Origin of the sequence: Pseudomonas sp. (assembly GCF_051660785.1) — a bacterium.
In the GTDB taxonomy this organism is placed as follows: Bacteria; Pseudomonadota; Gammaproteobacteria; order Pseudomonadales; family Pseudomonadaceae; genus Aquipseudomonas.
Map to the genome: position 1 here is coordinate 32,476 of NZ_JBOFQE010000105.1, position 18,196 is coordinate 50,671.

An 18,196-nucleotide genomic window follows, 5' to 3' on the forward strand; every position below is an offset into this window, starting at 1 on the left:
CAGACTAAAGAGGCTAGACCCCTGTGGCATTGACGATTCTTGGCCTGTCCGGCGCCCTTAGCCATGATCCTTCCGCAGCCTTGTACATCGACGGCAAGCTGGTCGCGGCGGCTGAAGAAGAGCGCTTTGTGCGCGATAAACATGCAAAGAACCGCATGCCTTATGAATCGGCGAAGTTCTGCCTCGAGCAGGCGGGCATCAAGCCGTCCGACGTTGACGTGGTCGCGATCCCATTCGCCCCGATCAGCCTGTTCGGCAAGGCTCGGTGGCAGTACGCCAAGCGTTACTGGTACGCCCCGGACCGCGCCCTCGACGCGATCCTGATGGGCAACCGTCGTTACAAGCGTTATCGCAACAAGATTGTCTGGTGCCTCGAGCAACTGGGCTTCGATCCGAAGAAAATCAAGATCGAACCCGTCGAGCATCACCTGGCCCACGCCTCCAGTGCTTACCACTGTTCCGGTTTCAAAGAGAAAACCGCGATCCTCGGGATCGACGGCAAGGGTGAGTACGCCACGACCTTCTTCGGTTACGGCGAAAACGGCAAGATCCACAAGATCAAGGAATTCTTCGACCCGGACTCCCTCGGCGGCCTGTACGGCGCGATCACCGAGTTCCTCGGTTTCGATATGCTCGACGGTGAGTTCAAGGTCATGGGCATGGCGCCGTACGGCGACGCCAGCAAATATGATTTCTCGCGCCTGGCTTCGTTCGAAAACGGCGAGTTGGTGATCAACACCGACTACGCCAACGTCATCGGCCTGCGTCGTTATAAAGAGAAGGGCAAAGGCTACTACTTCTCGCCGAAGCTGATCGAGTGGCTGGGTCCGAAGCGCGAAGGCGATATCGCCGACGAGCCGTACATTCACTACGCGGCGAGCATTCAAGCGCTGTTCGAAAAAATCTCGCTGCAGATGATCGACCACTATTTGGGCGACGTGCTCAAGGAAACCGGCAAGCTGGCATACGCCGGCGGCTGTGCGTTGAACGTCAAGCTCAACCAGAAAATCATCGCCCGCGATGACGTAAAAGAACTGTTCGTGCAGCCTGCGTCCGGCGATGCCGGTACGGCGGTCGGTGCGGCGGCCTATGTGTCTCACGCCCGTGGCGTACCGGTCGAGAAGATGGAACACGTCTACCTCGGCCCGTCGTACAGCAACGAGGACGTCATCGCTGCGTGCGCCCGTCACCCGAGCAAGCCGGCATGGCGCAAGCTAGAGAACATGCCGGAAAACATCGCCAAAATCATGGTCGATGGCAACCCGGTGGCCTGGTTCCAGGGGCGCATGGAGTTCGGTCCGCGTGCCTTGGGCGGTCGTTCGATCATCGGTTGCCCAAGCGCTGTCGGCGTGGCTGACCGGATCAACCACCAGATCAAGTTCCGCGAGCGCTGGAGGCCTTTCTGCCCGTCGATGCTCGACACCGTCGCACCGCAGATGATCAAGATCGATCACCCGGCGCCGTTCATGACCTTCACTTTCGAAGTGGCGGAAGAGTGGAAAACCCGCGTGCCGGAAGTCGTCCACGAAGACGGTACTTCCCGGGCCCAGGTGCTCAAGCGCGAATACAACCCGCGCTACTACGACATGATGAAGGCGCTGGAAGTGCTGACCGGCAACGGCGTGTCGCTGAACACCTCGCTCAACCGTCGTGGCGAGCCGATGATCTGCTCGCCGACCGACGCACTGAACATGTTCTTCGGATCGGATCTACAGTATCTGATCATGGAAGACATCCTGGTGGTCAAAGAGGGCGCCAACGCTTATGACACGCTCGGCTGAACGCCATGTGCTGCAGTTCTGCCACGGCTATGACGGGCCGTTCCTGGACTGCGCCCGGCAGTACGCCAGCCTGTTCGCGGGGACTGGCTATCGCGTGACCACGGTCTTTTTGACCGGGGCCGCCGATAGCGAAGTGGCCGCGAACTGCGCTTCCGATGAAGTGCTGTTCATGGAATACAGCTCCAAGGCCATTCGTGGCCTGAAGCTGGGCGCCATCGGCGATCTGCGCAAGATCGCCGCCTCGCGCAACTTCAGTTTCTGCATTGCTCACCGATTCAAGCCGATCTATATCGCCTTGCTCGGCACCTCGCTGCCGGTGATCGGTGTGCATCACGCGTTTGACGATTACAAACGCGGGACTCGCAAACTCTTCGCGCATATTTTCCGCAAGCGCCTGAGCCTTCTCGGGGTCTCCGATGCGGTGCGTGACGACATGCGCCGTTGCCTGCCGAAGTGGCCGGCCGGGCGGATTCAGACGCTCTACAACCGCGTCGATGTACCAGCGTTGCAGACCAGCCAGGTATCGGTGCGCGAAGCCCGGGAAACCCTCGGCCTGTCGGCGGATGCCTGGATTGTCGGCAATGTCGGGCGGCTGCACCCGGACAAAGACCAGACCACGCTGCTGCAGGGTTTCGCCGAGGCACTGCCGGGCTTGCCGGCCAACAGCCAACTGGTGATTCTCGGTAGCGGTCGTCTGGAAGAGGACCTCAAGGGCCTGGCCCGCGAACTGGGAATCGGCAATCGCGTGCTGTTTCTCGGCCAAGTGCCGGATGCCCGTCGCTACTTCCGTGCCTTCGATGTGTTTGCCCTGAGTTCTGATCACGAGCCCTTCGGCATGGTGCTGCTGGAAGCCATGGCCGCTGGCGTGCCGTTGCTCGCCACCGCATGCGGTGGGGCGAAGGAAGTCGTCGAAGGCGTGGGCATTCTGTTTCCGCTGGGCGATGCCGAACATTTGGCCCAAGGGCTGCAACATCTGGCCGCGATGGACGACCAGCAACGTCGCCAGTGTGCCGAGCTGATGCTCGAACGCCTGCGTGAGCGTTTCTCCGACCGCGCGGTACGCGATGCTTTCTGGCATTTGCCGCACGTTACAGAACTGGCACAGAGGGGCTGATGCTCAACCGATTTCAAGGCTGGCGCGAACGTGGCTGGGCGGTGGTCGACGCCTCGACTTATGCACAAGCCTGGCAGCGTTTTGGCGGCAGCGTCGCGACACATCCTCTGGTGGTTGAACGCCTGGCGCAGTTGGCCGGGATCCCGGTGCGTTACCTGGCCTGGGAGCAAGGCGGTGAGGTGAAAGCCGCCATCCCGACTTGGGGCCGCGACCTGGCATTGTCCAAAGACGTACTCAAGCGCCGCGGTAAGAAGGGCTTGTTCGACCTCGGCAATGCCGAGTTGATTTTGCCGGCTGCTGCTGATGCACAAGCGCCACTGCGCCATCGCGGTCGATATCTGTCGGCGCTGAGCGAAGGCCGTTTCACCGACATCAAGCTGCAGACCGAACAACTGGCCATGGCCCGCACGCCCGAAGAGTTGTCGAAGAAGTTTCGCTACAACCAGCGCCGTGAATTGCGTCTGCTGGAAGAGGCGGGCGGAGTGGTGCGGCCGGTCGCGGAGTTTTCCAGCAGCGAACTGGCCGCAATCTACTGCGATCTGTTCCAGCGTCGCTGGGGCTTCCCGGCCACCGGTGCCGAACGCATGGCAGAGGTCATCGAGCTGCTGCGGGACTTGCTGATCGGCTCGGTGATTTTCCTCAACGATGCACCGATTGCGATTCAACTGGTGTACCGCGTCGAGGCACCGGAGTGGATCAGCGTCGAGTACATCAACGGCGGCGTCGATCCCGAAACACGTGAGTTCAGCCCCGGTAGCGTGCTGAGTTTCCTCAACACCCAAAGTGCCTGGGAGCATGCACGGGCCCTTGGTAAACCCTTGCGGTTTTCCTTCGGCCGCGCCGACCGGGAATACAAGGACCGCTGGTGCAATCCTGTGCCGGTCTTCACCGTGTGAGTGAGCCCATGAGCCGTAAACAGCAACTGCTCAAGCGCCATCGGCGCAACAAACGTATTGGCCTGTTGATCGCGCTGTTGCTGTTGATTGCTGTCGGCGTGCTGGTCGCCTGGTGGCTGCCGCTGGTGCTCGCGGTGCTGGGCTGGATTGCCCACGAGGCGTGGTTCGCCGACCATTTGTTCTATTCACCGAAAGACGATTACCAATACAGTTTTCCGCCTTACACCCCGCAGCCCAAGGTGCATCTGGACGGTGAGCGTTTACGCCTGGACGACGGCGTGATGCTGGTCGACGACGCAACGCTGGTGTTGGCACTGCGGGTAAAAAGCACGTGGCTGGGGCGCTTTATCGACCCTGTGGTCGAATTGCTGGGCGGCGATAATCCGGACCGACAAACCTTTGAGCGTGGTGTGAATGGCCTGCGTTATCTGAACCTCAGTGGTCAGGCGCAAGTGTTGTCGCGGGGCGAGTTGCGTTTGCATGGGCGCTTCTGCCGATTGCTCGGCGAGCCGGTGCTGTGGGCGCTGGAGCAACCGGATTATCGCCGCCAGCGAGTGATGGTGATCGCACCCCACGCCGACGATGCCGAACTGGCCGCCTATGGTTTGTACAGTCAGGCTGACGAAGCCTGGATTGTCACCCTGACCGCTGGCGAAATCGAAGCCGAACATTATCAGCAGATTGGCCTGAGCAAGGTCGAGGCCGCCCGGCTCAAGGGCCGTTTGCGCGCCTGGGACAGCATCGCAGTGCCGCGTTGGGCGGGTGTACCTGAAGCGCATTGCGTGCAGCTGGGTTATTTCTGCCTGCAACTGGCGGCGATGCAGGCCGCACCGACGCAGTCGATGGGATCGCGTGAAGCCGGATTGAGCGACACCCGCGTGTATCGCCAGTTGAATCCATTCCCCTTGCCGGGCGACCTCGACGGCGCTCCGACCTGGAACAATCTGCTGGCCGATCTGCGTGAACTGCTGTTGCGCGCGCGCCCTGAAGTGATCGTGCTGCCGCACCCGACGCTCGATCCGCACCCCGATCATCTCTGCGCCCAGCAAGCGGTCCTCGAAGCCTTGAAAGGCCTGGAATGGCAGCCGACGACCCTGCTCGGCTACGCCAATCATTTGCACGATAACGACCGCTGGCCGATGGGCGATGCGGGTCATGGCATCGCGCTGCCGCCGGCCTTCGACCCGTCAGCGCCAATGCAGCCGTGCTGCCTGCCACTGTCGCTGGACCTTCAGCGCGATAAAGCGATGGCGCTGGGCATGATGCATGACCTGCAACCGCCAATGCCGTTCAAGCGCCGTTTGCGTCGGCTGATACAGCGGCTGCTGGCCCGTCGGGCACCGCCCCTTTATGGCGAGAATGAATTTTTTCGCAAAGCGGTCAGGCGGCATGAATTGTTATGGCTGTTGAAGCATGGTGATACATCTCGACAGCAGAAATGAAGCACTTCACGGCCTAGCATGGCCGCGTCTTGAGTAACTGCAGTGATTCTTCTGTGATTAATCCGTGCCCGCGTATTGTTTTCCTGATTCCGTATTTCGGCCAATGGCCGTTCTGGATGCCGTTTTTTCTGGAGAGTTGTCGTCGCAACGCCGATATCGACTGGTTGCTGTTCAGCGACTGCGGCACGCCTGAGCATCTGCCACCGAACGTCACCGTCGAGTGCATGACGTTCCGTGATTATTGTGGGCTGGTATCTCAGCGGCTGGATATCGACTTTGCCCCGGATGCGGCTTACAAGCTTTGCGACATCAAGCCGGCGCTGGGGCACATTCATGCCGACCGCCTGCAAGGCTATGATTTCTGGGGGTTCGGCGATATTGATCTGGTGTATGGTGACCTGCGAAGTTACTTCACCCCTGATCGGCTGGCCGGTTATGACCTGTTCTCGACGCACGAGCGACGGGTTGCAGGGCATCTCTGCCTGATGCGCAACAACGCCCGCAAGCGTGAGTTGTTCATGCAGATAAAGGGCTGGCGGGAGCGTTTTACCGATCAGGAGCATCACGCGCTGGACGAGGGTGCATTCAGTCGGATCTTCCTGTGGCGCAAGAATTTCCCCGAGCCTTTGTTCACCCTGGTGGGCAAGCTCAATCCGTGGCGTCGTCGCAGTGAGTTTACCGAGGCGTTCAGCACCCCCGGTGGCTGCATCAAGTGGCATGACGGCACGGATGATTTTCCGCATCACTGGTATTGGCGCAATGGCAGTTTGAGTAATGATCGCGATGGCGATCGCCGGTTTCCGTATTTCCACTTCGTTTGCTGGAAACGCAACGAGTGGTCACGGTTGCCTCCACCCGATCCAGCCGAGGTCAGGCGTATTGCCGCCGAACCGGCCTGGGTCATCGATGCGACAGGTTTTCACCGGGGAGAGTTATGAGTCAACGGTCAAAGGTTCTGCAATTGCAGCCTGACTACAACGTCAAAGCCCATGATTTTGCCGACCTCGCGGAGCAGATCGTCAAGGCACTGCCGAGTGATCGCTATGAGGTCACTGCCGCCTTCCTGCGTGGCAAGCCTGGGCCAGGCGAGGCTGTGAGCCGGGCCGACCGTTCGGTGTATTTCGAGTTTTCCGACAAGTCGCTCAAGGGCATGCGCCTGCGCGCGATGTGGACGCTGTACAAGTTTTGCCGCGCGGAAAAGTTCGACGTGGTGATTTGTAATCGCTTCAAGCCGGTGAACATGATGCTGGCGCTCAACCGCTGGTTGAAGGTCCCGCTGTGCATCGGCATTTCCCACGGTTTCGGCGAGTACGACCGGTTTTACCGGCGCCGCCAGACCCAGCGCCTGATCGACCGTCACTGGCGCTTTGTCGGTGTGTCGCCGGCGGTCAAACAGTACCTGCTGGACTGCGACTGCGGTTTCACCGACCAGAACACCTACGCCATTACCAATGCAATCGACATCGAACAGGCTGAAGGTTTGCAGCACAGCCGCGAACGTGCCCGCGAAATGCTGGGCATCGATCCGTCGGTGCGCTTGATCGGGGCGCTGGGTCGTCTGGTGCCGGTCAAGGGCCACACTTATCTGTTGCAGGCGTTCGCCGCCCTCAAGGACAAGTACCCGAACACCCAATTAGCGATCATCGGTGCCGGTCGCGAAGAGTCTCGCCTGAAAGCCGAAATCGAAAGCCTGGGCCTGACCGGACGTGCGCACCTGCTGGGCTTCAAGGAAATCGCCTTGCAGTACATCCGCGCGTTCGACATCTGGACCATGCCGTCCCTGGCGGAAGGCCTGGGGCTGGCACTGCTCGAAGGCATGAGCGGGCATCTTCCAGTGATCGCCTCCAATGTGCCGGCCATGCTGCCGCTGATTGAAGGTGCCGGTGGGCTGGCGATTACGCCGAAGGATGTGCCAAGCCTGGTGGCGGCGCTGGACAATTACCTCGGGCTGTCGGATGAAGAGCTCAGGGCCAAGGGCGAACAGTCCTTCCGTTATCTCCAGGAACAACATGACATCGAGGTGTTCCGTCAGGAATACCTGAACCTGATCGACTCCGGCCTGGAACAGGCCCGCAAGGAACAACCATGAGCGACGCGCAACCTCTCGTAACCGTCATCATCGCGTCGTATAACCACGCTCGCTACATCGAGGAAAGCATCCTCAGCGTCATCAACCAGACCTATAAGAACATCGAGTTCCTGGTGGTCGACGACGGCTCCAAGGATGACAGTGTCGAGCGGATCAAGGCCTTGCAGGCGCAGCACGGTTTCGATTTTCGGGTTCAGCAGAATCAGGGGCTGACCAACACGCTCAATGGCGCTATCGCGCGCTCCAGCGGAAGCCTGATCGTGCCGTTCGGTTCTGATGACATCATGCTGCCGGAGCGTATCGCGACGCAGGTGGCCTACATGGACGGCAAGCCCGAGGTCGGCATCTGCGCGGGCAACATCGAGCTGATCGACGCCGATGGCAATCTGTACCCCGAGAAGCGTCAGCGCCGCGATGTGCCCTTCCGTCGTCTGGACTTCGATGACATGTTCCTGGAACGCAAGCCTTATCCCCCGGCGCCAACCCTGATGATCCGCCGGGAAGCGCTGGACAAGGTGGGCGGTTTCGATCCGAACATTCGCCTGGAAGACTTGCTGATCGAGCTGAAGGTGACCCGTGCCGGTTACTTTATCGATGGCTTGAATGTACTGATGGCGCGCTATCGCAAGCACGCCACCAACTCCTACAAGAATCACCGCTTCATGATCGATAACATCCTGCGCTCCTACGCGCTGTTCAGCGATCATCCGCTGTACGACGAGGTGCGTTACAGGTTCCTCAGTTCGATGTTTCTCAAGACCGCCAACCGTGATCGCAAGCTGGCCCGCGAGCTGCTGGCGCAGATCCCGTTCAAGGCCTGGAACAAGAAGACCTGGCGTGGTCTGGGGCGACTGTACTTCTCGCCGCTGGAAAAAGACTAAGGCCGTACGATCCCTGTAGCAGGCGGCTTCGCCAGCTGCTACATGACAGGCGATATCAGCGAGCGATCTTCTCCGCCATGCTCTTTTCGGCCTTTTTGCCTTGGCGCAGCCACTGCAAGACCTTCTTGCCGGCCGCCATGCCTGGCTTCTCTATGTACATGAACGTCAAGCTGCTGATGACGATCAACAGGCAACTGCACACGGCCAGCAGCGACAGATACGTCCAGGTGTCACGAGCGTCCAGGTGCAGCACCAGCGGCAGGCGCTGGACCATCACCCAAAGCACGAAGCCGTGCAGCAAATAGGTGCTGTAGCTGATTTCTCCTAACCAGCGGATGCTGCGTGGCTTGAGCGCGCCGAACAGGGTGTTTCCGGATGCCACGATCACGAAAAACAAGGAAAGCAGCACCAGCGGCACCAGGTTGAACGCGCGGTTGAATGCCGTAAAGGCAATCGCCAGGGCCAGCAACGCGATAATCCCCGCCAGTCGCGACCGCCCCCAGGCCACCAGTTGTGGTCGGTGAACCCAGTACGCAGCACCGATGCCGCCGAGGAAGCTCGCCAGGAAGTGTTTTTTCAGCGAGTGCTCCCAGCCGACCAGTTGGTAGAGGGCGTAAATGCCGATCAGGCACAGCACCACTTGCAGCCAGCTGCCGCGATAAATGAAGACCATGCCGGCCAATGGCAGCGCCAGATAGAAAAACACCTCGTAGCCCAGCGTCCAGGTGACGTTGGAGATCAGCATGCCGGTCTGGTGGTACTGGTTGACGTCCGGTCGGTCGAAGGTCAGCCAGGCCAGGATCTGGCCGAAAAGACGAATGCCGGGCTCCTTCAGTTCCCAGTCCTGCAGATAGAACACCGTGACAAATACAATCAGCATCAACGGCAGGTACAAAGGGTAGAGACGAAACACCCGGGAGACCGCAAAGGCCAGCCAGTCGTGTTGACGTCCCTGAACGAGCAACCGGTTCCAGAACAGAAAACCGGTGATCATGAAAAACAGTGCGACGCTGCCCTGGCCAAGCTGTGAATAGAAGTTGCTCGGCGGAAATTCGATAACGCCGGTACGCAGGAAGATCCAGGTAATGACCGAGTGGTGCACGAATACGCCGAACGCCAGATAGCCGCGAAGCCCATCAATGCTGGCATAGCGGCTTTCGCCGGAATGCTCCAGGTGACGGGCGATTTTCGGAACGGCACGCAACAACAGGGCGGCGGTCACGATGGCCAGCAGATAGGCTGCCAGCGCAATGAGTGGGTTGGTTTGATTCATCAATGAGCCCGAGCCGGGGAACTCCCGGCCAGCACTTGCCTGTGCAGGTTATCAACAGCGGATTTCGACGCCGTCATGGCGTACCCCTGGAGCAACGCTTCGAAGTGATCTTCGAACAGCCAGCGTCGATCCACCGTATAGCGTTGCATATGACGCAGATTACGCTGACGCAGGGACAGGCTCAGCGACGATGGATAGATGCGCATGTCGGCCACATCGATCAGGCCGAACTCGCCATCTTCAAGCACCAGCACGTTGCCCAGATGCAGCGAGCGGAAATAGACCCCCTGCTCATGCAGTTGAGCCATGAACTTGCCGAAACGCTCCACCAGCGCCTGACGCACCGCCGGCGCGGTTATGCCTTGCAGGACCTGGCGCAGGGTATTTCCCGGCAACGGCGAGTAATGCACCGCGCTGCTCCCATCCTTGAGGCGGTAAAGGTCAAGAATAGCCGGGGTTGGAATCCCCATGGTGCGCAGTTGCTCGCTGTTGACGGCAAAGCGTTCGGAATAGGGATTGAAACTGCCCGAGGTGTACCAGCGGCGGCGGCGGAACAGCTTGAGGAAGCTGCCATCGATCAGGCGCAGGACTTTCGGGCCCAGGCCATCTTCTTCGATCACGTGCGCACTGGCGGTGAGCTGCTGCAGGGCGGTCGGCGTCAACGTCTTGATCGGCATTGCCAGCAAGCGTCTGGCGCGCTGGTTGACGCTGAGCGCGACGATCAGCGCCAACGGAATCCACAACAGGAACCAGTGCTCCTTGGGCCGGGAAATGATCCCGCCGCCCTCGGTCAGGCCAGCGCCGATACCGAATATCAGCCAGGTCGAGGCGATGATGAACAACGGTTGCAGGCGATAGCGCCAGCTGCTGAACAACCCCCAGGCCTGGAAAAACAGCCACGGCAGCAAACCGAAGATACCGACGTAATAGAGCACGCCCAAGGCAAAGCTGTGGGGCTCTTGAAAGGTGTAGCCGACACCGGGGTCGAGGGCCAGGTCGGCGTTGTAGCCATGACCGATCCATGGGTGGTCGGCAATTTTCTGCACGGCCAATTGCCAGATTTCAAAGCGGTAGGAATCGCCTCGTTCGATGATCATCTGCGAAAACAGCACGGTCACCGCTGCCACGCTGGCAATAAGGGCAATCAGTAATACGAGGGACCGACGGTTCCAGCAGATGAAACCCAGCCAGAGCGCGGCCATTGTCAGGGCCACCAGCGGCGTCCTGGAACCGGTGGCAATGACGGCGGTGAACATGATTGCCATCGCAGGGATACTCAGCCAGAGCATCTGGCGACGCTTGCAGATCATGCTCATGCTCAGCCAGTAGGCACAGTAGAAACCATACATGTGAGAACTGAGCAGCGGGTTGTCGAATGCGCCGCCGCCGATCAGACGCAAACCGGGCGCGTACACGCGGGCGAACATGAACAGGTTGTAGGCGGTGCCGATCAGTCCGACCATCGCGGCAGTGAACAGCAAGGGCTGGACGATTTCACTGCGATAACGCACCAGCAGGTAACAGCCGCCAAACAGCAGCAGGGTATGGAGCGGAGCCTTGAGTTGTGCGGCAACGCTTTCGCTGCCGGGACCCCAGCACAAACTCATCATGGCCCAGGTCGCGAACAGCAGCACGGCGATGAAGACCGGTTCGCGCAGCAACTCCTTGAGTTCACGGGGGCGCAGGCACAGGGCGATCAGCGACGGAATGCTGAACAGGCCATAAAAAAGCTTGTGATGCAGACTTCGGCCGGGCAGGAAGAACAGCGCACACAGGAGCAAAAGATAGCCGATTGGAAGAATCCAGAGGCAGATGAAATCGAAAACTCGATTGGATGTGCTGTTGAAGCCGCTGAGTTGCATGCTGAGAGATTCAATCCTGAAAGTTGATCGGCCATTTCGGGGTGATGGCTATTTGATGCTGAATATGACGCCTAACAATAACAGCCTTTATGCGATTGCCAGAACCCTGAAGAAGCTGTGCTAAAGTCAGCGTCCTTTTTATCGACATTCGCGTGATATGACCGACTCCAGTCTCTCCGCAAGCCCTTCGAGCTTGAAAATCTACTTCCGCCTGCTCGGCTATGTCCGGCCGTATATCAGCCTGTTTCTGATCAGCATCGTCGGTTTTCTGATTTTCGCTTCGACGCAGCCAATGCTCGGCTACATCCTCAAATACTTCGTCGACGGCTTGTCCAACCCTGAGGCGGTGCTGTTTCCAACCGTGCCTTACCTGCGTGACCTGCAACTGCTGCAGGCGGTGCCGTTGCTGATCATCCTGATTGCCGCATGGCAGGGGCTGGGATCTTATCTGGGCAACTACTTTCTGGCCAAGGTTTCCCTCGGGCTGGTGCACGACCTGCGTGTGCAGTTGTTCAACAACCTGCTGGTTCTGCCCAATCGGTATTTCGACAAGCATAACTCGGGTCATCTGATTTCGCGTATCACCTTCAACGTGACGATGGTCACCGGGGCGGCCACAGATGCGATCAAGGTCGTAATCCGTGAAGGCATGACGGTGATCTTCCTGTTCGCCTCGCTGCTGTTCATGAACTGGCGCCTGACCCTGGTCATGGTGGCCATCCTGCCGTTGATTGCGTTAATGGTGCGCACTGCGAGCAAGAAATTCCGCAAGCAGAGCAAGAAAATCCAGCTGGCCATGGGCGATGTGACGCACGTAGCGTCGGAAACCATCCAGGGTTATCGCGTGGTGCGCAGCTTCGGCGGCGAAGTCTACGAAGAAAAACGCTTCTACGATGCCAGCCAGGGCAACACCGACAAACAGCTGCGCATGACCCGCACCGGCGCCATCTACACGCCGTTGCTGCAACTGGTGATCTACAGCGCCATGGCGGTGCTGATGTTCCTGGTGCTGTACCTGCGCGGCGATGCGTCGGCCGGTGACATGGTCGCCTACATCACCCTGGCCGGCCTGCTGCCCAAGCCGATCCGTCAATTGTCCGAAGTCAGCTCGACCATCCAGAAGGGTGTGGCCGGTGCCGAGAGCATCTTCGAGCAACTGGACGTCGCGCCTGAAATTGATACGGGCACCGTCGAGCGCGATGCCGTCAGTGGTCGCCTGGACGTGCGCAACCTGAGCTTCACCTACCCGGACACCGATCGCCAGGTCCTCGACGACATCAGTTTCTCGGTCGAGCCGGGGCAAATGGTCGCGCTGGTCGGACGTTCGGGCAGCGGCAAGTCGACGCTGGCCAACCTGATTCCGCGCTTCTATCACCACGACAAGGGCGAGATCCTGATCGATGGCGTCGAAGTGGAACAATACAAACTGCTGAACCTGCGCAAGCACATCGCCCAGGTGACCCAGCATGTGACCCTGTTCAGCGACACCGTAGCCAACAACATTGCCTACGGCGATCTGGCGGGCGCGCCCCGCGAAGACATTGAAAAAGCGGCAAGAGACGCCTATGCGATGGACTTCATCGCACAGTTGCCCGAAGGCCTGGACACCCAGGTCGGCGAGAACGGCGTGTTGCTGTCCGGCGGTCAGCGCCAGCGCCTGGCGATTGCCCGTGCCCTGTTGAAGAACGCACCGTTGCTGATACTCGACGAAGCCACTTCGGCCCTCGATACCGAGTCTGAGCGGCATATTCAGGCGGCGCTGGACCAGGTCATGAAAGGCCGGACCACGCTTGTGATCGCTCACCGGTTGTCCACCATCGAGAAGGCGGACCTGATTCTGGTCATGGATCAGGGGCGGATCGTCGAGCGCGGCACCCATGCCGAACTCCTTGCGCACAACGGTTATTACGCCCGACTGAACGCCATGGGCCTTGATGCTCCGGCGGAAGACATCGCCTGACCCTTGCTCACCGGGCGTGCAATGCGCCCGGTGATTTGTATCGTTTATCGGCATTTCTGCTCAATAAATGAACAGTTTTCCCCGCCAGATCATCCCATTGCAGCCGCTACGCAAGCCAGCGTCAACCCTGTGGTAATATCGCGCCCCTGTTCATTTTGTATGTGGGTTGCTCCATGAAGTTGTCCATGCCGCGATTCGATCAAGCCCCTGTCTTGGTGGTCGGCGATGTCATGCTCGACCGTTACTGGCATGGTGGTACCTCACGGATTTCCCCTGAGGCGCCGGTACCGGTAGTCAAGGTCGAGCAAATCGAGGACCGCCCGGGCGGTGCTGCCAACGTTGCGTTGAACATTGCCGCCCTCGGTGCACCGGCCTCGCTGGTCGGCGTGACCGGCGATGACGAAGCTGCCGACAGCCTGGCCAACAGCCTCAAGGGTGCTGGTGTGCGCGCGATGTTCCAGCGTATTGCGCACCAGCCAACCATCGTCAAGCTGCGGGTCATGAGTCGTCACCAGCAATTGCTGCGTATTGACTTCGAAGAACCCTTCGCCACTGACGCCCGGGCGCTGGGCGAGCAAGTCGACGAGTTGCTCGAAGGCATCAAGGTTCTGGTGCTGTCCGACTATGGCAAAGGCGCGCTGAAAAACCATCAGGTGCTGATCCAGGCCGCCCGTGCCCGTGGGATCCCGGTGCTGGCCGATCCCAAGGGCAAGGATTTCTCGATCTACCGGGGGGCGAGCCTGATCACGCCGAACCTCAGCGAATTCGAAACCATCGTCGGTGGCTGCGCCGATGAGCACGAGCTGGTGAGCAAGGGCGCGCAGTTGATGCACGACCTGGACCTCGGCGCATTGCTGGTGACCCGTGGCGAACACGGCATGACCTTGCTGCGCCCGGATCACCCGGCGCTGCACCTGCCGGCTCGTGCGCGTGAAGTGTTCGACGTGACCGGTGCCGGTGACACGGTGATTTCCACCCTGGCGGCCGCCATTGCCGCGGGCGAAGAGCTGCCACACGCGGTAGCGCTGGCCAACCTGGCGGCGGGCATCGTCGTCGGTAAACTCGGTACGGCGGCGATCAGTGCCCCGGAACTGCGTCGCGCCATCCAGCGTGAAGAAGGCTCCGAGCGCGGTGTGCTGGGCCTTGAGCAGTTGTTGCTGGCGGTCGACGATGCGCGTGCGCATAAAGAGAAGATCGTCTTCACCAACGGCTGCTTCGACATCCTGCACGCCGGCCACGTGACCTACCTCGAGCAGGCGCGCGCCCAAGGTGATCGTCTGATTGTCGCGGTCAACGACGATGCTTCGGTGAGCCGCCTGAAAGGGCCGGGCCGGCCAATCAACAGCGTCGACCGTCGCATGGCGGTACTGGCCGGTTTGGGTGCAGTGGACTGGGTGATCAGCTTCCCTGAAGGCACCCCGGAAAACCTGCTGCGCGAGGTCAAGCCGGACGTATTGGTGAAGGGCGGGGATTACGGGATAGACCAGGTGGTCGGCGCGGACATCGTGACCGCTTACGGCGGAACCGTGAAAGTGCTGGGGCTGGTGGCGAACAGCTCGACTACCGCAATAGTCGAGAAAATCCGTAATAACTGAGAGCGAAACGCTCACTTGTGGCGAGGGAGCTTGCTCCCGCTGGGCTGCGAAGCAGCCCTAAAACCATACACCGCGTAATATCAGGGGAACAGTCGTTAGCCGGTTGCGGCTACTGCGTAGCCGAGCGGGAGCAAGCTCCCTCGCCACAAAAAACTCTTGTTCCTACCGCACCGCCTTGCGCGGCACGATCTTCTTCAGCAGTTGCTTCGCCTTCCCGCGCAACCGCGCCAAACCTGAGTCCTTCCCCGGCAGACTCAACCCCTGCTGGCGCACCCAATCCTTCCAGCGAATCCGCTCATCCCGCACCAGCCAGCCTTCCTGCTGGGCAAAGCTCTCGGCCAGATACAAACCGCGCGTACTCGCCGGGTACAGTTGATCCTTTTTCAAGGTGTACAACTCGGCCATCGGCTGACCGTCCTGCAACGGCATCAAGTACAAATCGGGGCGCTTGCGATCGAGTCTCGCGACCAGTTGATCACCTTCCAGTCGTTCGTCGACATGGAACAGGCTCAGGGATTTGGCTTCTTTGGGCACGTCCAGGCGCAAGTCATAAATCAATTGCAACGAGGCCGTCGGCAAATGCACATAGGCCCGTGGACGTTCGATCAGCTGCATTTTGGCGCAACGCACCGGCCGCGCCGAGCCGGACAGCGGCGTCAGGCGAAAGGGCAATGCCTCGCGATAATGCAGCGCGGAGGAGTAGGGCGCCGGCAGCCAGGTGTCATTGAATCGCCCACCTAGCCAACCTTCCGGAGTTTCCAGCAGGCACTCTTCGGCAATCTCCTGGATCGCCGTGTGCAGTGGCAGGTTCAGCTCGTGCGCCGGCACATAGCCGGAGATCAACTTGAGCACCACATCGCCACGGTCTTGCCGGCGCTGACGCACCAACACCCAGTAATCGCGATTCTGCCAATGCAGGGTCAGGCGCACCGAGACCCCGAGGTTGGCCAGTTCGAGAGCGAAGCGCTCGGTGTCGGGCACCGTCACCGGGCGGCGACGTTGCAGGGTCTGGGAGAAATTGAGCGGCATCCCGACGCTCTGATAACTCAAGCCTTCGGGAGTCGCTTCGACGTACAACGGCAGGGTCTTGAAGTTGCTCGGGTTCTTTCTTATGAGCGTACGCGGCATGTCGGCTCCTGCTTAAGGCCGCGTGGGCGGCATCAGTTTCTACGTAGGACCTGGGCAACGGTCGCGACGTTGTGGGCGAGGTGCAGCGGATTGATGGTCCCGACAATAGCACTGGCAACACCCGGGTGTTCAAACAACAACTCAAAGCTGGCGCGCACCGGGTCCACGCCCGGACTCAGGCAGACGTGACCGCTGGCGAGGGCTTTTTTGACCAGAATGGCTTTACCGTGAGCAGCAGCATAGTCAATGACTGGCTTCTCGCTCTGTTCGTTCAGATTGTAGGTGACCATGGCGCAATCACCTTGTTCCAGAGCCTTCAAACCACCTTCAACGGTTTTGCCGGAAAAACCGAAGCCGCGAATCTTGCCTTCGGCCTTGAGCGCGGCGAGGGTCGCGTAGACCTCACTGTCATTGAGGATTGCCAGGTCGTTGCCATCGGAGTGCACCAGCACCAGGTCGATGAAATCCGTTTCCAGGCGTTGCAGGCTGCGTTCCACTGACAATCGAGTATGAGCGGCGCTGAAATCGTGGCTCGACTGGCCGTCGGCAAACTCTTCGCCGACCTTGCTGACGATCACCCAATCCTGGCGCTGGCCGCGCAACAACGGCCCGAGTCGTTCTTCGCTACGACCATAGGCCGGGGCGGTATCGATCAGGTTGATGCCCATGTTGTGCGCGAGTTTGAGCAACATGCGCGCTTCGTCATCGCCGGGAATCTGGAAGCCGTTGGGGTATTTCACGCCTTGATCGCGGCCGAGCTTGACCGTGCCCAGGCCCAGCGGCGACACCAGCAGGCCGGTGCTGCCTAAGGGGCGATGCAGTTCATGCAGGGTCGGTTGGCTCATGGCAGTAGTTGCTCCCAGGCGGGGACACAAATCGGTGGTTTTGGCAGTTCGGGCAGCGGCGCCGGATGGCTTGGCTGAATGCCGTCACGCTGCAAGGATGTGATGACCCGGTCGGCGAAGTCCGGCGCCAGCGCCAGTTTGGTTGGCCAGCCAACCAGCAGCCGGCCTTCTTCGGCAAGGAATGCATTGTCAGGACGAGTCAGCCCCGATTGCAGCGGTTCGGCGCGATCCACGCGCAAGGTCGCCCATTGCGCGGTACTCAGGTCAATCCATGGCAATAACTGGCCCAGCTCTTTCTGTGCCGTGGCGATTTGCTCGGCGGGTTCGCGGGCAACCCCTTCGGCTTCGGCGATATCGCCGCCCATGTACCAGACCCATTGGCCATCGGCGGCCGGATGGGTGGTCACGGTGATGCGCGGCTTGGTACCGCCGCCCAGGCAGTGAGCGTACAGCGGTTTGAGGCCTGGGCCTTTGGCGATGATCATGTGCAACGGTCGGCGTTGCATGGCCGGCCGGCTCAGGCCCAGTGACTCGAGCAACGACGCTGTGCCGGCACCGGCGCTGAGCACGATGCGCTGGGCGCGGATCTCGCGCTCGTCGACCTTCAGGCCCACCAGCACGCCGCCGTCGAGCAACGGTTCGATCTTCTGACCGGCAAGCAGGCCATCACCGGCCAGATCGGCCAGGCGCTGAATCAGGCTCGGCACGTCGATCACCAGTTCCGCCAGGCGATAGACCTTGCCTTTGAAGCGCTTGTCTTGCAGGGCTGGCGGCAGTTGGTCGCCCTTGACCTGATCGACCCGGCCACGCACCGCTTTGCTGGCGAAGAAGCTGGTGAGGTTGCCGGCGATCGTTCCCGGAGACCAGAGGTAATGGGCTTCGGACAGCAGGCGCACCCCGGACAAGTCCAGCTCGCCGTCGCCAGCCAATGCTTCACGCCAGCGGCGCGGCATGTCGGCGATAGCTTCCGAGGCACCGGTCAGGGCGCCATGCAGCGCGTACTTGGCGCCACCGTGGATGATGCCCTGGGACTTCACACTCTGCCCGCCGCCGAGGCTGGCGCTTTCCACCAGCACGGTCGAAAAACCCTGGCGACGCAGACGCGCATTCAGCCAGAGGCCGGCGACACCAGCGCCGACAATCAAAACGTCGGTGGAAATAACGGATGGCATGCAGCGACCTCAGTGTTCAAGACGAGGGCGCAGTATACAGACTCGAGGAAGTGGGGATTTGTTGCTGATCAAACTGTGGGAGCGAGCCTGCTCGCGATAGCGGTGGGTCAGGCAACCTTTCAGTCGACTGGTACACCGCCATCGCGAGCAGGCTCGCT

General features: G+C 60.3%; 14 protein-coding genes. 9 read left to right on the forward strand and 5 right to left on the reverse strand.

What is annotated here, in order from left to right:
* Positions 1–23: 23 nt before the first annotated feature.
* The 7 genes from ACRC4F_RS29520 to ACRC4F_RS29550 are packed head-to-tail and all read left to right on the forward strand — an operon-like array spanning position 24 to position 8,203.
* A complete protein-coding gene (locus ACRC4F_RS29520; protein WP_438662468.1) occupies positions 24–1,781 on the forward strand; it encodes a carbamoyltransferase family protein in 1,758 nt (585 codons plus the stop codon).
* On the forward strand, positions 1,765–2,895 hold the full coding sequence (locus ACRC4F_RS29525; RefSeq protein WP_438662469.1) for a glycosyltransferase: 1,131 nt from the start codon (positions 1,765–1,767) through the stop codon (positions 2,893–2,895). Before ACRC4F_RS29520 ends, ACRC4F_RS29525 begins: the two co-directional genes overlap by 17 nt.
* The gene (locus ACRC4F_RS29530; RefSeq protein WP_438662470.1) at positions 2,895–3,791 is read left to right on the forward strand and encodes an antimicrobial resistance protein Mig-14; all 897 of its coding nucleotides are present in this window, start codon (positions 2,895–2,897) and stop codon (positions 3,789–3,791) included. The genes ACRC4F_RS29525 and ACRC4F_RS29530 overlap by 1 nt, the downstream gene beginning before the upstream one ends.
* 8 nt (positions 3,792–3,799) lie before the next feature.
* On the forward strand, positions 3,800–5,233 hold the full coding sequence (locus tag ACRC4F_RS29535) for a PIG-L deacetylase family protein (protein WP_438662471.1): 1,434 nt from the start codon (positions 3,800–3,802) through the stop codon (positions 5,231–5,233).
* Positions 5,234–5,286: 53 nt separating this feature from the next.
* Positions 5,287–6,171, forward strand: coding sequence for a DUF6625 family protein (locus tag ACRC4F_RS29540; RefSeq protein WP_438662472.1), 885 nt, complete (start codon positions 5,287–5,289; stop codon positions 6,169–6,171).
* Positions 6,168–7,322, forward strand: a complete 1,155-nt coding sequence (locus ACRC4F_RS29545) for a glycosyltransferase family 4 protein (RefSeq protein ID WP_438662473.1) — start codon at positions 6,168–6,170, stop codon at positions 7,320–7,322. Before ACRC4F_RS29540 ends, ACRC4F_RS29545 begins: the two co-directional genes overlap by 4 nt.
* Positions 7,319–8,203 (forward strand): glycosyltransferase, encoded by an 885-nt coding sequence (locus tag ACRC4F_RS29550; protein WP_438662474.1) that lies wholly within the window; start codon positions 7,319–7,321, stop codon positions 8,201–8,203. The genes ACRC4F_RS29545 and ACRC4F_RS29550 overlap by 4 nt, the downstream gene beginning before the upstream one ends.
* Before the next feature lie 55 nt (positions 8,204–8,258).
* On the opposite strand, the gene ACRC4F_RS29555 is transcribed toward ACRC4F_RS29550, so the two are convergent.
* Entirely contained in the window at positions 8,259–9,476 is a 1,218-nt protein-coding gene (locus tag ACRC4F_RS29555) for an acyltransferase family protein (protein WP_438662475.1), read from the reverse strand.
* Positions 9,476–11,338 carry an O-antigen ligase family protein gene (locus tag ACRC4F_RS29560; RefSeq protein ID WP_438662476.1) on the reverse strand — a complete coding sequence of 621 codons (1,863 nt, stop codon included), beginning with the start codon at positions 11,336–11,338 and terminating at the stop codon, positions 9,476–9,478. The genes ACRC4F_RS29555 and ACRC4F_RS29560 overlap by 1 nt, the downstream gene beginning before the upstream one ends.
* Before the next feature lie 157 nt (positions 11,339–11,495).
* On the opposite strand from ACRC4F_RS29560, the gene msbA reads away from it, so the two are divergent.
* Positions 11,496–13,298: a lipid A export permease/ATP-binding protein MsbA gene (msbA, locus tag ACRC4F_RS29565; RefSeq protein WP_438662477.1), complete on the forward strand. Its 1,803-nt coding sequence runs from the start codon at positions 11,496–11,498 to the stop codon at positions 13,296–13,298.
* A 173-nt stretch (positions 13,299–13,471) separates the two neighbouring features.
* A complete protein-coding gene (gene hldE / locus ACRC4F_RS29570; protein WP_438662478.1) occupies positions 13,472–14,893 on the forward strand; it encodes a bifunctional D-glycero-beta-D-manno-heptose-7-phosphate kinase/D-glycero-beta-D-manno-heptose 1-phosphate adenylyltransferase HldE in 1,422 nt (473 codons plus the stop codon).
* Between the two features lie 162 nt (positions 14,894–15,055).
* On the opposite strand, the gene ACRC4F_RS29575 is transcribed toward hldE, so the two are convergent.
* From ACRC4F_RS29575 to ACRC4F_RS29585, 3 genes are read right to left on the reverse strand one after another with little or no spacing between them, the layout of a single operon-like run.
* The gene (locus ACRC4F_RS29575; RefSeq protein ID WP_438662479.1) at positions 15,056–16,021 is read right to left on the reverse strand and encodes a metal ABC transporter ATPase; all 966 of its coding nucleotides are present in this window, start codon (positions 16,019–16,021) and stop codon (positions 15,056–15,058) included.
* 32 nt (positions 16,022–16,053) lie between these two features.
* A complete protein-coding gene (locus ACRC4F_RS29580; protein ID WP_438662480.1) occupies positions 16,054–16,866 on the reverse strand; it encodes an aldo/keto reductase in 813 nt (270 codons plus the stop codon).
* Positions 16,863–18,038 carry an NAD(P)/FAD-dependent oxidoreductase gene (locus ACRC4F_RS29585; protein ID WP_438662481.1) on the reverse strand — a complete coding sequence of 392 codons (1,176 nt, stop codon included), beginning with the start codon at positions 18,036–18,038 and terminating at the stop codon, positions 16,863–16,865. Before ACRC4F_RS29585 ends, ACRC4F_RS29580 begins: the two co-directional genes overlap by 4 nt.
* Between the last annotated feature and the right edge of the window lie 158 nt (positions 18,039–18,196).